We start from the raw sequence: 13,971 nt of genomic DNA on the forward strand, positions 1-13,971 counted from the left end.
TCGAGTTCATGACTTTGATTGATCGTGGCGGCTCTGTTCGGGCGGCTGCGGTAGCAGTTGGCGCGCATCCCGATCGCGGCTATCAGTGGATGAAGCAGGCGGGGTTGTCCACGCCGCGCAGCACGCAGCGTAAATACACGGCGGCGGAGAAGGCGGAATTCTTCAAACGATTAGCGGAAGTGGGTAACGTCTCGGCGGTCGCGCGGGAGCTCGGCTTGAATCGGGTGAGTTGCTACGTCTGGGCCCATAAGGCCGGGATCTTCATGGCGGCGTATTCGGATGCGAAGCGGCAGGAGTTCCTCCGGTTGCGACGCGAGGGTGTATCCCGGCGTGAGGCCGCGGGCCGGCTCGGGATCGAGGCGCATCAGGCGCTGGACTGGGACAAAGGTATTCGGGTGTTCTCCAAGGGGCGCATCTACCCCGATGGCCGTATCGTGCTTTACCGTCCGGCCGAGATGCTGGCTAACGTGAAGAATCCGAGAACCGCGTGGGTGCAGGGTGAACGAGTTGCTCTGGCCAGGGTCGAGCAGGTCATCGATTCCCGCTACCTCAGTCTGCTGGAGCGGGAACATTTGAAGGATCTGCAGTCATTGGGGCTGTCTATCACGAGAAAATTTCCGCACCCCACGGCTAAAGCCGGGAGCGTGCGCGCTACCCAAGAAAGTCAGGGCCGAGACCTGATGCACAGTATTTGGTGCACTGGGACCGCCTTGGGTGAGTTGACGGAACGATGGTTGCTCCCCAGCGCTACGACCAGGTCCTGCGTCCGGCGCGTTCCGCGAAGGTGTCAAGCGTTTTGAGGATCTCGTCGCTTCGCCAGAACTGGCCAGCGTGGTGCTCGTTCTTCGACTTCAAAATGCCCTGTTCGGTGAGTGTGTGCAGCAATGGGTACACGTTTGGCTGTTGGATTCCGAGCTCGGCGGCCGCGGTCGTCGCATTGATCACGGGACGGCGCTGGATGACGTCCAGCAGGGCCCAGACTTTGCTGTCGCTTCTGACTTTGATCGCCGTGCGCCAGTCGGCCGTGACCATGTCTATCTCGTCGAGCATGCGCCTCGAATTTGCGATGGCGACGAATGAGGCATCGGCGAACTGGTTGACGATGGGGTTCGGGTCGCCATCTCTGTAGGCAGTGAGTGCATCGTGGTATTCGCCTACGTGAGCTAGCAGGCCCGCAGATACGGGCACTGCGACGTTGCGGGTGACTCCGCGTTTGCGAAGCAGAGCCTGGGCATAGGCCCGCCCGGTGCGTCCGTTGCCGTCACTGAACGGGTGAATGGTCTCGAACTGTGCATGAGCTATCGCGACCTGCGTCAGCGCTGGGACGTCATGGCGGGCGCCGAACTCGGCGAGGTCGGCGATGAGCGCGGGGATGCGGTCTTCGTGTGGCGCGATGAAGGTGGCGCCAATAGGGGTGCGGGCGTTGGTGCCGATCCACACGGGTTCTGTTCGCCACTGGCCGGGCGTGTGCTGTGGCTGGTGCTCCATCAGGGCGGCGTGCATGTGGAGCATACTCTCGCCGGTTGGCTCGTCAGCGAGAGCAATTGCCGCTCGCAGTGCCGTGGTGTTCGCGGCGATCAGCATAGCGTTACGGTTGGTTGTCGCGCCGAGCTCGGCGGTCAGGATCTGCCGTGCGGACGCGGTGAGGTTCTCGATCTGTGAGGACGAGGCGGCTTCCGAACGCAGAAGCACGGGGCCGAAGTTCGCCATCCGATCGCCGAGGCCCGCATCGAACCGGCTCAGTTCGATGGTGGCAGCGTTGGACTTCTGCACCGTCTCGGGGTCGAGACCAGGCGTAAGCGACGCGATGTGTGGAGGTACGGCGGAGTTGTATTCCTGCGGCCTGGCCATCCACATCTCAGCTTCGGGCCCGAGAAAAGCCTGGGGGATTCCCGTCCATGTCTGGCTCTCGTACCCAAGCGCGGGCCATGATTCGTCCAGGACCACTTCTGCCTCACTGTTCCGCCGGGCGGAGAACTGGCCTCCGCCGGGGCGGCCCGCTGGCTCACGCATCATTCGCTACCTCATAAACATATCGGAGTTGATTATGACTTAGCAAACTATCTCATAAACCACCGACGTTCCTTTATGACCTAACTGTGAGAACCGCGTCTCGACCCGTTTGAGAACAAGTACAGCCAATTAGGTCAACGGCGACGCGCGGCGCATCGAGCGATGCTTACGGCGCTGCCGACCATAAAAGCTTCACTGCGGCGCCGATTTCGCAGGAAGGCATCACGGGGGCGCGCCTTGGGCAACTCGTAAGGATTCCTTGCCAGTTCGCTGGGAATAGGTGGCCTCTTCTCGCCCACACCTGAACCCGTGAAGGCCAACCGGTCGAAAATCCCGCCAGCTTGCCGCTCATGGAAACGAGGGAATGCGCATCACACCGGAATCGTAAGACTGAGGCACCCGACCAAAGCGGTTTCGCCGCATACATAATGTTGGAGAACAATTTTTGCGCCCCTAAGCCTCTGTCAGAGGCTTAGGGGCGAGTTGACTTCAGGTATTCAGCCAACTTTGTTCCCATTGGCCCCAAACTGTCAGCACCTCTGAAGAGACAAACTGTTTCTCACGCGAACTGGAAAGGACGCGATCTAATTGCAAAATTCCGATGACATCGCGTTCAGCCACCATCTGAACGTCGTCCAAGTAGCGGATTTCTTCGTTCAACAGGATGCGCTCCGTGATGAGCCAGACGTTACGCCGATGAAGCTCCAGAAGCTTCTCTATTTGGCTCAGGCCAACTATCTTGCATCTGCAAACGAGCGGCTATTTGACGAACCTGTGGAGGCACACGCTCACGGGCCCGTTGTTCACCGTGCTTGGCAGGTGTTCCCCGGGCAGCAAATAATTGCCACACAGACGACACTTGACTTTGCTTCCAGAGCTGATGAACGTCTTCCACTCGACGTCGAGACGTTTCTTGGTGAAGTGTGGTCAAAATATAGGGATTGGTCTGCAAGCCAATTCCGCAACCTCGCTCACCTGCAAGATCCATGGAAAAACCACTACCGAGCAGACGCGTACCGGACACAAATACCGGACGACGAGATGACACATTACTTCCGTCAGAGTGTGGCTGCGTCTGAGCGAGTGTTTCACAGCAACGTCGTCGGCATCCCCGCGGGTTTCATCGAAAGTTTTGACGACGACGAAGCTGTCGCCGCGTTCAACCGCTTCATGCGGGCTTGACGAAACCGTGGAACCGTGTCGAAAACCTTGGTGAAGCGCACGACATCACCGGATTCTCCTGCGGCTTTCCGCAGGTGGACACATGGCTGCATAATCAAGCTAGGTCGAACGCACATTCTGTTGCGACACATCTTTGTCTAGATGATGGCGGTGATATCCGCGGGTTTTTCTCGTTTAAGACCGTGGTGGTTTCAGTCGAAGGCATGACCAGCGCACAGCGACGTGGGACTAATTCGGAGAATCGGTCAACATCACATTTACTTGCTCGGAGGCTTACGCCAATGCTCTGCAATGGTGGCGCCGCCCCGGTTGTGGGCCTTCACCCAAATTGCCCCAGGTTGAGGCTGAGACAGCGGAATTGTGGTGCGCGGGATTGTGACGCGGACGGCCTTCGCGATGTCTAGCTGCTCTTGGTCGAATGCCCCGCCGATCAAAGCGATCTGAGATGCGGGCAATCTCAATGAGGTGGCTACATCACGCCACCTCTCAAGAGCGGTTGCGACCGAGAGAACGGACTCGGCGGCCTCCTCAGACGACAGTCCATATGTCTGCGAGCTGTTCAGCAGATTTCTGATGTCTCGTTTGCGCGGGTCGTCGTCAGCGTTGATGGCCCGCGAGTTGATGGATCCGCGGTGTGGGCTGGGGTTGATGTCGAATGCTGGTGCCAAACGCCAGCCTTTTTTGTCACGAAGGAAGCCATGGTTGCGCCAGTGGTCATCAACGTTGTTCATCAGGACAGTCAGAGCTATTCGCGAAAACATCTCGCGCAGGTCAGCGCCCGGATTTGTCGACAGGCGGCCGATTGCATCAGCGAAGTCCTCATATGTGCGGGCACCGAGGTCGTTAGCGCCAATGCCAAGCGCCGTTGCAGCTGAAATGAAACCGCGCCGGTCGTCCGACCCGATACGGTCAAAACGTTCAAGCACCAACACAGACTTTCCGCCAGGCGTCTGAACGAGCTGAAACTCCGGAGTTTGAATGTTCACGGATTTCGCGATCGTCAGCGCGACCGTCTCCCACGCTTCGACATCGAGGTCACCATCTTTCGAGTGAGGAAGCTTCGCGATGGCCAGGCGCCCCCTCTTCGTCATGACGTTGGCCTTGGGTCGGGCACCCCCAGGACTTGTGGCGATGTCGTTCAGGTATGCAACTTCTTCGTCGGTCGCCTCGTCATTCTCGTAACGTGCAGCAACCCTGACAATTCTGTCCAGATTGTGGATGTTGGCAACACCATCGTAGGAAGATTGCCACCGACCATTCGGGAACCGAAGCCGAACATCGCCCATTCTGGTGGCATCGGATACGCCCATCAGGTAGTCGAATTCACCCATCTCTCGGGGGAGCTCGGGGTTCTTCTTTCGCAGGATGGCCCGGTTGGCCCCTATGACCTTCTGGCCCCATTCGTCTGGGGAGGCGTCGGAGAAGACCCCAAACAGCGTCTTATTTGCTGGTGTGAAGATGCGGCCTGTTACCAGGGGGAGGTCCGGCGACAAAGGCGCGGCGCTGCGCGACTGTAGGTAGCGCGGGGTGTATTCGAATGAGGAACTGGCAAGCGAACGGCCGCCTTGAAAGGATGGACGAAGGGTGCCGACCATTGTCGGCGAGTCGCCACCACCGATCGCGACTTCGATGATGTCTATCAGTTTCATATGGTGCCCCCGGCGTTGAGAATGTCGTCGATTCGACTTCGACCGGCGTTGTTGTTGTACGGGTCTGCCGCATCCACGATGATGCCCTCAACCCCCAATACCGCGAGCACAGCAAACAGCGAGTCCATACGTGCGGTGCCGGTGCCATTCTCGATGTTCCGAAGCGTTTGGCGGGTAATGAATGCCCGCTCGGCAACCTGCACCGCGCTCAGGCCATTGACCTTGCGCCACCGCCGGATGTTAGCGCCGAAGTCTCTCAGGATTCGCTTCCGCTGGGATGAACCACGCTGAACCACGGGAACCCCTTTCTGATAGTCATAAGTGCCATGATATGCCATATTGGAATCTATAGCTATCATCTGGTGGCATAATTTCGAGTCAGCAATTGGCTAATACTCGGTGTGAGCCTGCCGCTCTGATGCCGTGCAAGTAATGTCGGTCACGCTGGTCATTATCTGGCAAAAAGTCGATAACGCACAGCGACAGCGACGTTAGGCTATGTCGTTGACTGCTGAGCTCCTCGGTCCAGTCGACGTCCTCCTGGCCCGAGAATGCGGCATCCGCCGCCCCACGAATTAGGTGATGTTGAACTAGACATGTGCGGCGAGTTCAACCCAGTCCAGGCGGATGTCAATGAGTTCCAGATACGCTTCGTTACCCTCCACAGCAATGACCTTGAAACCCAGCTTCACCGCAGCCTCAGCAGTCGTACCCGAGCCCGCAAACGGGTCCAGCACAGTGCCGCCCGCCGGAGTGACAAGCTTGATCAACCATTCCATGACCGACAATGGCTTCACTGTGTTGTGCTTCGTACCATCGGCGGCGACAGGACGTTCCTTGACCGTTGCGCGGCCCGCATAGTGGAAACGCAACCTATCCTCGAACTCGACATCGTCGCCCAAACGTGGGAAGAACCGAGACGGGCCACCCTCACCGTCATACCCAGTTCCACCAGAGGTCACCCCCTGACCTGGACCAGCCAGACCAGAACGGGCTTTACCCTTCCGGGAACGGGACACCGGGTTCGCAGCATCCAACTCTGCAGCCGCACCCGAATCAAACATGATGTTCGTTGGCCACCGTCCAGGAGGGGCGTAATCCTTACGGACACCACCGGCCGGGAAGTCGCCATACACAGCGTTTCCGCCATGCAGAGTGCCGTACTTACCATGCTGGTTCTTTCCCCACGACTCAGCACGGTCAGCATCCGACACGAAATCGGTACGACAACCCTCAACATCCAAATTGCTGGTACCCCAGAGTTCAACATTCTGTGCAATCGTGCCCACCGGAGGTTTCTGAGCCAACAAAATAGGTTCATACCCGGGTTTCAAAGACTGCTTCGTCTTCGGGAACACATCCGAGCGCACCCACTGCAAACCATCTTTTATCCGGAACCCCGCCAGACGGATAGACACACCCATCAGATCCTGAGTGCGAGTACCGGCAAACGACACCAAATATCCGCCCGGTTTCAACACCCGAAGGCATTCCGACCACAGAGCTGGCGGCGGAACAAATCTGTCCCAGTCAGCACCCATAAACCCGCGCCCATCAGCGGGGATGAACTCCGGCTCACCAGACACCCACCGAGTCAGAGCTTCGCCAACCTTCCCCGCAGACAAATCCGCCAACCCATACGGTGGATCAGTGACCACAGAATCAACCGAGTTGTCGGGAAGCAGACGAAGCACCGCCAGGCAGTCGCCAGCGTAGATCATGGCGTTATCGTCTTGACGGTAGATGCGGGGTGCAATAGAAGAGTCCATACCCGCTCTATGCGGGTCAGTTTGCACCGGCTGGTGGATGCTGGGGTCGGCGTTCGCGCAGTCTCAACGCTTGAACTCAACGATGAGCGAGAGACTATCAAGCTTGCAACCCGCGAGAGAGCCCTTATCGCTCTCGGCAAGCGGTCCGTGACAGTGGTTGTCAAAGCACCATCTGAGGAGAAGGAGTTTGCGGCGGCGGAAATCCGTGCGCGCTCACTTGTTTCGGAAGTCGTTTGGACAATGGGGCTCGAAGCCCAGAATTTGACGCCGGAAGCGATCGAGGATTTGGTCAAGGATGCTCTCGCCGACGAACTTAGCGATCTGTGAACAAATCTGGCGGCGGTCCCGGGACGAACCAGCACGGGACTCGGGGCGTTGGGAAGGACTCAGATCGAGCGGGACGCTTGGAGGCACAAGTAACACACACTCAGTGTTCACGATGTCCAATACGGTGAAACTCCGATCGACCCGGATTACTTCGAATTTCTGACGTCCGCGGCCGGCTGCGGATCAGATCAACTCGATCTGTGCTTCATCGCGTTCGTGTCCTCTGAACTCGCCGCCCCGGCTCTGTGGAGCACCCTATGGTGTCGGCGAGAAGAGGCCACCCACTCCCCGGCAACTGGGAAGGAATCCTTCCCAGTTGCCCACGGCGCGCCCCCGTGATGCCATCCTGCAAAACCGACGCCGCCCTCAAGCTTTCAGGATCGGCAGCGCGGTCGCCACGATGTTGAGTGCGCGGAGCACCCGCCGGATTCTGTTGTCTGCCGCGCATAAAGCATTTATGAACACCACGCTGGGTACGATTGAGGCCATGACAGCTTCGCCGCAACTCATAACAGCTCCGCAGGCCGCTGCGCTCGTGCGCGACGCCCTTTCCGCTGGAAATAGTGACCTAGCGATCCGTCAGCTGACGGAGGCCATTGCGCGGCTGATTGAAAGTAAGGGCAAGAACATCCCCGCCGATGAGTTTGCAGAGCCTGAAACTACCGGAGATGCGAACTACGACGCAGTGCTCGCGGCCGCCTTCCTCTACGCAGCCAACATTTGCCAGCTCGAAGCCCCAGGTTGGACAGAACTCGCACCGCTGACGGAACTGTGGCTTTGGGGTGGGGACGGGTTCGAGTCGGAACAGTACAAAAGCCTCATTCGCAGCCAAACGCCATCTGAGTTCCTAGAGCGAAACATCCTCACGCGTCCGCGTGATTGGGTGAACGCTTGAGTGACGATTTTGACGACAGCTATCGATCGCTCACGGTCGAGGACATCCGGGAGTTGCTCGGAGAGCTGCTGGATCGTCAAGCTGCACGGGGCGTCGAGGTTGAGGCGTATATCGTCGGTGGCGCGCCATGGCGCTGCACCTTGGTCGCGAGCAACTAACTCCCGACATCGACGGGATCTTCACGCCGCAGACGGAGGTCTTCGCTGAAGCAGCCGCGATGGCCGACGAGTACGGACTCGACCCGCACTGGGTCAACTCATCATTTCTCTCTTACATGTCGTTCTCACCCAAGGACGACGGTGAACCGACTGTCGTTGAACTACGCGGACACAAGGTGACGATCGCGTCAAAACGAGTGCTCCTCGCAATGAAGATCGCTGCCTCGCGGTCGAAGGACCACACCGACACAAGCCGCCTGATTCTCGACCTTGGAATCACCGACGCCAACGAACTCGTGGATCTGGCCTTCTCACTATTCGGCGAAGGAAACATGACGCTGAGCGAAGACCGAGAAGAGGTCACCCTCATAGTCGAAGAGGCACTGCGGCGCGCGGAGCGCTACGGCGCCGGTATTCGATCGGCAGGCGTTACCCGCCCCGTGCCCGCGGGCACACCCATCGCCGGTGGGGCAACGTCCGCTGCTGGCCGCTGCGGGAAACCGCGCACCAACGGCAAAGGTTCCTGCATGCGACGTGTCAGCGAGCACGGCTGCCCGTATCACGGCTAAGAGCTAGGTACGGCAGCCTCCTCTGCCATCCGCGCCGTAAGCATCGCTTGACGCGCCGCGCGTCGCCGCCATCGTCTTCTGTGTCGCCGTTGACCAAAGGCTGTACTTGCCCTCAAACGGGTCGAGCCCGCTCTTGTCGTAGACCTCGCGGTACTCTCGCTGTAGGTGGCCTGATGGCTGCGGTGTAGGCGGCGCAGTCATCGGCGCAGGGCATCGACAGGCGCACCAGCTCCAACACCCGGTTGGTGCGGGCGCGGTTCTTGTACGAGTACATCCGCGGCTCCATCAGGTTCCTCACCTGAGCCAGCGCAGACTCCACGGCACCGTTCGCGTGCACGGGTGGTCGGTCAGCTCGGCGAACCGCCTGGATGCGAAGCTTCACACCGGTTGCCGACCCCTGCAATTGGGTGAACATCAAGCCGTTTGGAGATGGCGAAAAGGACTCTGGACGAAGCCGAAATGATGGCAAAATTCACCCTGCCATTGTGAAAATCAAGCCGTTGGGGGACAGCGAAAAGGGCTCTCGGCGACGCCGTATGACGACAGCGAAAAGGGCTCTTGACGAAGCCGTTTCGGACGCTGGAATCCGGGTGGTTTCGGGGTGGGAAAAAGGGGGCTGGGGCAGAGGGTTGATCAGGCCGGAAAGTGTGCCCTATTGATCGGGTGTGGGTCGGTGTTGGTGGGGGCGTTCTGGGCATCATAATTGTTCCGCATCCGGGGGCGATCTAACGTTTTTGGCCCGCATTTTTGTACCCCGGTTGCCGCCCTTGTGGACGAAAATCTGTACCAGAAGGTGCCATTCGGGGTCAGAAACTGCCCTCTCGGGACCGATTTGGGGAAGATTTCGACGATCAGTCGAACCTTTTGGGGAAGATCTTGCATCGGCGTCGACCGTTTGGGGAAGATTTCGGTCACTTCCGATCGACGTTCGAGAGCTCCGGAGAGCAAAAAATCGTCAGAATGTGTTTTTGGCGATGAGCACCAATTTGAGCCAAAAATCACAGGTCAAATAAAAATCAGCGGATTTCCGCGGAGTTGCCCAAAATCTGTACCAGACTACTTTCCTTGTACCAGATTGGGTTTGGTACAGAAGTGACCAGTTGATTGCTGGGAAGGGGGCCCTCTACTACTACTTGTACCTTTGTACTTAAGAGAGATATATACACTACGAGGCAGAGGGTATGTATATATAGGGGCCTAGGTATCCATATATATCAATAGGTTTTCTCTCTATAGGGGTACTGTACAAACCTGGTACACGAGTACAGACCCGTTTTGGGCCCAAAATCCTATATAAACACTGGGAACTTCTGTACCAAACCCAATCTGGTACAGAAAAAGCAACCTGGTACAGCCCAAATCCGTACCCCGATGCCACGCACAGGTTTTTCGTGCGCCCAATTCCCTCATCAGGCGATCCCGAAATTGCCCCGTTCCCGACACCGCTCCCGGCGCCATAATCGACCAATGGATTGAGGCTGCCGCAGGGGTTCTCAAGGCCTCCGGACAGGCCCATTTTTATGGACATTTATCTGGCAGGAATTGCGTTCCGCCAAGATGGTGTTCCGGACATCCCCAGTACCCAGTTTTCGGCCTCCCCTGCCGGGGCTCTGCGAGCAGGGAATCCGCACCCCGTTCGTCGCGCCAATCATCGTTCGGACACTGCTTCGCGGAGCCCATCGGATCAAGCCCAGACCTCAGTCACCGGCCGGTCAGATTCTCGCGGCGGTGGACGACGGGGCTTCATCTCCGGGCCCGCCTCATCCAGCTTGTGAAGCGCCGCAACACCCTCATTACCTTCGTGGCCAAAGACGAACACTGGTTTTAGCACTCGAACGAAGACACCCGCCCGCGAGCACGCGGCGGACCGGAATTTATTACTGCCCACGTCCCGACAAGTCGAGGCGGGTTCGACGACAGATCGAGCCTCCACCTCGCCGCCTAAAGCCTTCAGTGCCCCGTTAAGGCGATGGATGCGTCACATTCTCTATCGACTGCTTGGTCCCTCAAAACGAGCGCTCACGGCGCTTGTGTGGGTTGTGAGCGCGCGAGACGGCGGTTGCTGCCCCTCCGCTTCACTCCGGGTCTTCTCCAACAGGCCCATCCCGACGAGCACGGTGACGAGCACGGTGACGAGCACGGTGACGAGCACAGCGACGTCAGTCATCTGCAACAGTGCCGTTGCCTGATTGCCACCGATGCCGCGCATGAACATAGTAGAATTGCGTATACGCACAGATTGGAGTCGTTGTGGAAGCCAAAGAGCTCGTTCGTTCGATGCGCCTCATCGGCGGTCTATCGCAGGTCGACCTCGCGAATCTGGCAGGTGTTGCCGCATCAACGATCAGTCGCATTGAGCGAGGCTCTCTGGAACCGACGTGGTCGATCATGAGTCGACTGCTCGACTCAGCGGGATACCGTCAGACCGGTGATCTGACGTCCCTCGGAGACAACGCCGCGGTCGCTGCTGCCCGTATCGCGCTGGGTGAGACCATCGACGCGCGCTTAGACGACGCTCGGGTCAACGGCTGGCTCGAACGCTGGAAGAAGGCCCGCTTCATCGACGAGACCGAAAGAGTTCGGGACATCGGAAAGCTTGGCGCACAGGCTGGGATCGCGTCCCGGATCTTCGACCGCCCGAACGAGAGGCAGTCGGTCGTCTACGACAGGCCGTGGCAGAACATCGTCGCGGCCTTGGCCTCCTCCGGGGTGCGGTACGCGGTCTCGGGCATCACCGCGACGAGTCTGACCCGCACACGTGACGGTGCCGCGTGGCCGTTGATCTACGTCGACTCGGTGCCACAAGCACTCCAGGCCGCTGAGCTTCGCCCCCAGGCGACTGCGGGGCCGCGGGTGACTCTGATGAGTTTCGACCGGGTGGCGGCATCCGGAATTGTCGACGAGGACGGCATCGCCTTCGTCAGCCCCGGACAGGCCCTCATCGACTCTTATGCAGGACCCGGCCGAATGGCCGACCTTGCCGACGCTGTCGCATCGCGCTGGATGGCCGGGGCGGTTGCATGATGGCCGAGCCGAAGTGGACTGTCGGATCGAACCAGCACGAGAAGACGCCAGCAATGAGCTCGACTCCCGGGCCCACACCGCCGGAGATCTCACTGGTCGCGACGAACTCGTACATGACGCTCGGCCCCGAGATTTTGGAATCTCGGAAGCTGCTACTGAAAGTGATCGGTCTGCTCAAGAAGCAGTCCAAAGCCCTCACCGTACTGGGCGCGCACGCCGTCTTCGAGCAGACGAAGACGATCGTGGACCTCCCGTCGATGGACTCGACGAACGATGCGGACCTCGGCGTCACGCCGGAGTTCCTCCTAGACCTGCCGCTGCTCAGCGACATCATGGACTCGGCCGGCCTTGAGCCGGCAAGCAACAGCAGGCCCGGTGTTTGGGGCCTCAAATCCGAGCGCGACCTCGACCTGCGCCAGCGGCTCACGATCGACCTGATCGCCCCAGCATCCGTCGCAGGAAGCGGCCGCCGCAGCGCCGAAGTCGGCCCGCACGGGAAGCGCTCCGTCTCGAAGACGACCGGCACCGAGCTGAGCCTTATCGACCGCCAGTGGATGGAGATCGACTCGCTCGACAGTACGCCGAACGGCGAGGGCTACGTCGCAGGAGTTGCCGCGCTAGTCTGCGCGAAGGTGTACAAGATCTTCGACCGCATCGACCCGACAGAGCTGACCCGGAACCCCGAGCGGTTCAAGCCGAAGGACGTTTCGGACCTCTTCCGACTTATGGTTGCGATGGATGGTGCAGAGGTCAGAGGCGTCTTCGAACGTGGCATCGCCAACCCGGACATCGCCGTTGCTGTCGTTGAAGGGAAACGTCGCCTGCTCGCGCTCCGTGATCTCGGAGACGGAGACTGGATTGCCGACCAGGTTATCCGCCAGTGGGGAGACGAAGTTCTAGAACGACCACAGATCCAGAGCGTCGTCTATGAGTGGTTCACCGATTTCAGCAGCTGACACCGATGGCTGCATCCGCCTACCGATAGACGAAACCGGATCCCACTGACCCCTGCACGCCCACAGCGGGCACATGACCGGCACCTGCCGCGGACGTCTACGACAAACGCGCCCCAACGCCCTGCTTCCACCCGCAGTACCGGTCGCCGCCGACCTCACACTCTTCTAACCCGCCCCCGCACACCTCTGGGGTATGGAGACATTGCGTGAGAAACATCTTGGCGGCATCAGCACCAACCCTGGGAGGTTCGCCGCCCACCGGCGGGCCGAATCAGACACCACCCTGAACTGTGTCCCCGTCGAGCTCGCCGGCGGTCACACAGTCAATCTGACCCCCGGAATCCTCGACCATCACGCCCGAGAAGCACTGACCGGCGGGCAATGTGTCGCCCTCGCAGTCGCCCTCGCCGATACCCTTGACGTCGACACCATCAGCGTCCTCATCGACACCTCCGGCGCAGAAAGAATTGCGCATGCCTGGGTCGAAGACCCCGACGACTGCGAACTGATGTTTGATGGAAACGGGCGGAACAACATCGACCAATACCTTGACGAGTTTTACCGCAACCGCATCGAAACCTGTGGTAACTGTGACGGCTGCGAAGACATGTGGGGATGCGAAAATGCCACCGACGGACAAGAGGGGTTGGAGCTCAGATTCATCCCCAAAGACGAACTGCGCCAGATCGAAAGCACACCCCTAGGGCAAGGCCTTCCACCCCAAGAATGGGAACTCGCACGCAGCTTCACCACACCGCTACTCGCCCACCACCCCGGCTAAACACCGCAGAATAAGAGGCTGACACCCACCGCCTAAACGACCTCACAGCAGGTCTGCGAGCGTCACACAATCAAGCTCAAACTCAGCCCGCACAGCACCTCCGGGGACGGGTTTCCGCTACCAGAAATTCATGCTGCCGCAGGGCGAAATGTGGCCTGTGGGTGATGCCGCAAAGGCGTCTGTCAGAGGCCGTTTCGACGTCTGAAAACAGGGTGGTTTCGATGAGTGAAAGACGTGCGGAAAATGGGGTTGAGGAGAGCCGAAAAGTGCTCCCCTGTGACAGGGTGTGGACGGGTTGTGGTGGGGGCATTCAGGCACCGAATTCACCTGATTCCTGCCCCCAAAATGCCGCCCTGAGCACCAAATCTTGTACCCCGGTTTCGGCATTCGGGGTCGAATATCTGTACCAGAACGGTCCGTTCGGGGGCAGGAACTGACCTCTCGGAGGTGTTTTTGGGGAAGATTTCGTCGATCGGTCGACCTTTTTGGGGAAGATCTTGCATCGGTGTCGACCGTTTGGGGAAGATTTCGGTTACCTCCGATCGACGTTCGAGAGCTCCGGAGAGCAAAAATCGCGCGATTGACTTTTTTGGTGATGAGCACCAATTTGGGCCAAAAAGCGAAGGTCAAATAAAAATCAGCGGATTT

General features: G+C 59.1%; 14 protein-coding genes and 1 pseudogene. 9 read left to right on the plus strand and 6 right to left on the minus strand.

Going from position 1 to position 13,971, the window contains the following annotated elements; translation table 11 throughout:
* Positions 1 to 263: 263 nt before the first annotated feature.
* Positions 264 to 588 (plus strand): annotated as a pseudogene (locus FB472_RS14705) (hypothetical protein); the annotation flags it as partial.
* Between the two features lie 159 nt (positions 589 to 747).
* On the opposite strand, the gene FB472_RS14510 reads toward FB472_RS14705, so the two are convergent.
* Entirely contained in the window at positions 748 to 2,013 is a 1,266-nt protein-coding gene (locus tag FB472_RS14510) for a Fic family protein (RefSeq protein WP_141991558.1), read from the minus strand.
* A 588-nt stretch (positions 2,014 to 2,601) separates the two neighbouring features.
* Here FB472_RS14510 and FB472_RS11105 point away from each other — a divergent pair.
* On the plus strand, positions 2,602 to 3,195 hold the full coding sequence (locus FB472_RS11105; protein ID WP_141990941.1) for a Panacea domain-containing protein: 594 nt from the start codon (positions 2,602 to 2,604) through the stop codon (positions 3,193 to 3,195).
* Positions 3,196 to 3,452: 257 nt separating this feature from the next.
* On the opposite strand, the gene FB472_RS11110 is transcribed toward FB472_RS11105, so the two are convergent.
* From FB472_RS11110 to FB472_RS11120, 3 genes are all read right to left on the minus strand, one after another.
* Positions 3,453 to 4,844: a type II toxin-antitoxin system HipA family toxin gene (locus FB472_RS11110; RefSeq protein ID WP_141990942.1), complete on the minus strand. Its 1,392-nt coding sequence runs from the start codon at positions 4,842 to 4,844 to the stop codon at positions 3,453 to 3,455.
* Positions 4,841 to 5,140 carry a helix-turn-helix domain-containing protein gene (locus FB472_RS11115; protein ID WP_246078190.1) on the minus strand — a complete coding sequence of 100 codons (300 nt, stop codon included), beginning with the start codon at positions 5,138 to 5,140 and terminating at the stop codon, positions 4,841 to 4,843. The genes FB472_RS11110 and FB472_RS11115 overlap by 4 nt, the downstream gene beginning before the upstream one ends.
* Before the next feature lie 294 nt (positions 5,141 to 5,434).
* Positions 5,435 to 6,613 (minus strand): DNA-methyltransferase, encoded by a 1,179-nt coding sequence (locus FB472_RS11120; protein WP_141990944.1) that lies wholly within the window; start codon positions 6,611 to 6,613, stop codon positions 5,435 to 5,437.
* Between the two features lie 9 nt (positions 6,614 to 6,622).
* Here FB472_RS11120 and FB472_RS11125 point away from each other — a divergent pair, with 9 nt between their 5' ends.
* The 4 genes from FB472_RS11125 to FB472_RS11135 all read left to right on the plus strand — a co-directional run bounded on the left by FB472_RS11125 (position 6,623) and on the right by FB472_RS11135 (position 8,562).
* Positions 6,623 to 6,940: a hypothetical protein gene (locus FB472_RS11125; RefSeq protein WP_141990945.1), complete on the plus strand. Its 318-nt coding sequence runs from the start codon at positions 6,623 to 6,625 to the stop codon at positions 6,938 to 6,940.
* A 457-nt stretch (positions 6,941 to 7,397) separates the two neighbouring features.
* Positions 7,398 to 7,835: a hypothetical protein gene (locus tag FB472_RS11130; RefSeq protein ID WP_141990946.1), complete on the plus strand. Its 438-nt coding sequence runs from the start codon at positions 7,398 to 7,400 to the stop codon at positions 7,833 to 7,835.
* Positions 7,832 to 7,993: a hypothetical protein gene (locus FB472_RS14065; protein ID WP_170192086.1), complete on the plus strand. Its 162-nt coding sequence runs from the start codon at positions 7,832 to 7,834 to the stop codon at positions 7,991 to 7,993. The genes FB472_RS11130 and FB472_RS14065 overlap by 4 nt, the downstream gene beginning before the upstream one ends.
* Positions 7,963 to 8,562, plus strand: coding sequence for a hypothetical protein (locus tag FB472_RS11135; RefSeq protein WP_141990947.1), 600 nt, complete (start codon positions 7,963 to 7,965; stop codon positions 8,560 to 8,562). Before FB472_RS14065 ends, FB472_RS11135 begins: the two co-directional genes overlap by 31 nt.
* 3 nt (positions 8,563 to 8,565) lie before the next feature.
* Here FB472_RS11135 and FB472_RS11140 read toward each other — a convergent pair whose 3' ends face one another.
* A complete protein-coding gene (locus FB472_RS11140) occupies positions 8,566 to 8,763 on the minus strand; it encodes a hypothetical protein (protein ID WP_141990948.1) in 198 nt (65 codons plus the stop codon).
* A 1,786-nt stretch (positions 8,764 to 10,549) separates the two neighbouring features.
* Positions 10,550 to 10,771, minus strand: a complete 222-nt coding sequence (locus tag FB472_RS11145) for a hypothetical protein (RefSeq protein ID WP_141990949.1) — start codon at positions 10,769 to 10,771, stop codon at positions 10,550 to 10,552.
* A 41-nt stretch (positions 10,772 to 10,812) separates the two neighbouring features.
* Between FB472_RS11145 and FB472_RS11150 the strand changes: the two genes are divergently transcribed.
* The 3 genes from FB472_RS11150 (at position 10,813) to FB472_RS11160 (ending at position 13,323) form a co-directional block, all read left to right on the plus strand.
* Positions 10,813 to 11,586 (plus strand): helix-turn-helix domain-containing protein, encoded by a 774-nt coding sequence (locus tag FB472_RS11150; protein ID WP_141990950.1) that lies wholly within the window; start codon positions 10,813 to 10,815, stop codon positions 11,584 to 11,586.
* A gap of 53 nt (positions 11,587 to 11,639) precedes the next feature.
* Positions 11,640 to 12,542, plus strand: a complete 903-nt coding sequence (locus FB472_RS11155) for a hypothetical protein (protein ID WP_141990951.1) — start codon at positions 11,640 to 11,642, stop codon at positions 12,540 to 12,542.
* Between the two features lie 193 nt (positions 12,543 to 12,735).
* Positions 12,736 to 13,323, plus strand: coding sequence for a hypothetical protein (locus FB472_RS11160; protein WP_141990952.1), 588 nt, complete (start codon positions 12,736 to 12,738; stop codon positions 13,321 to 13,323).
* Positions 13,324 to 13,971 lie beyond the last annotated feature (648 nt).

This window comes from Rhodoglobus vestalii (genome assembly GCF_006788895.1).
Taxonomy (GTDB): Bacteria; Actinomycetota; Actinomycetes; order Actinomycetales; family Microbacteriaceae; genus Rhodoglobus; species Rhodoglobus vestalii.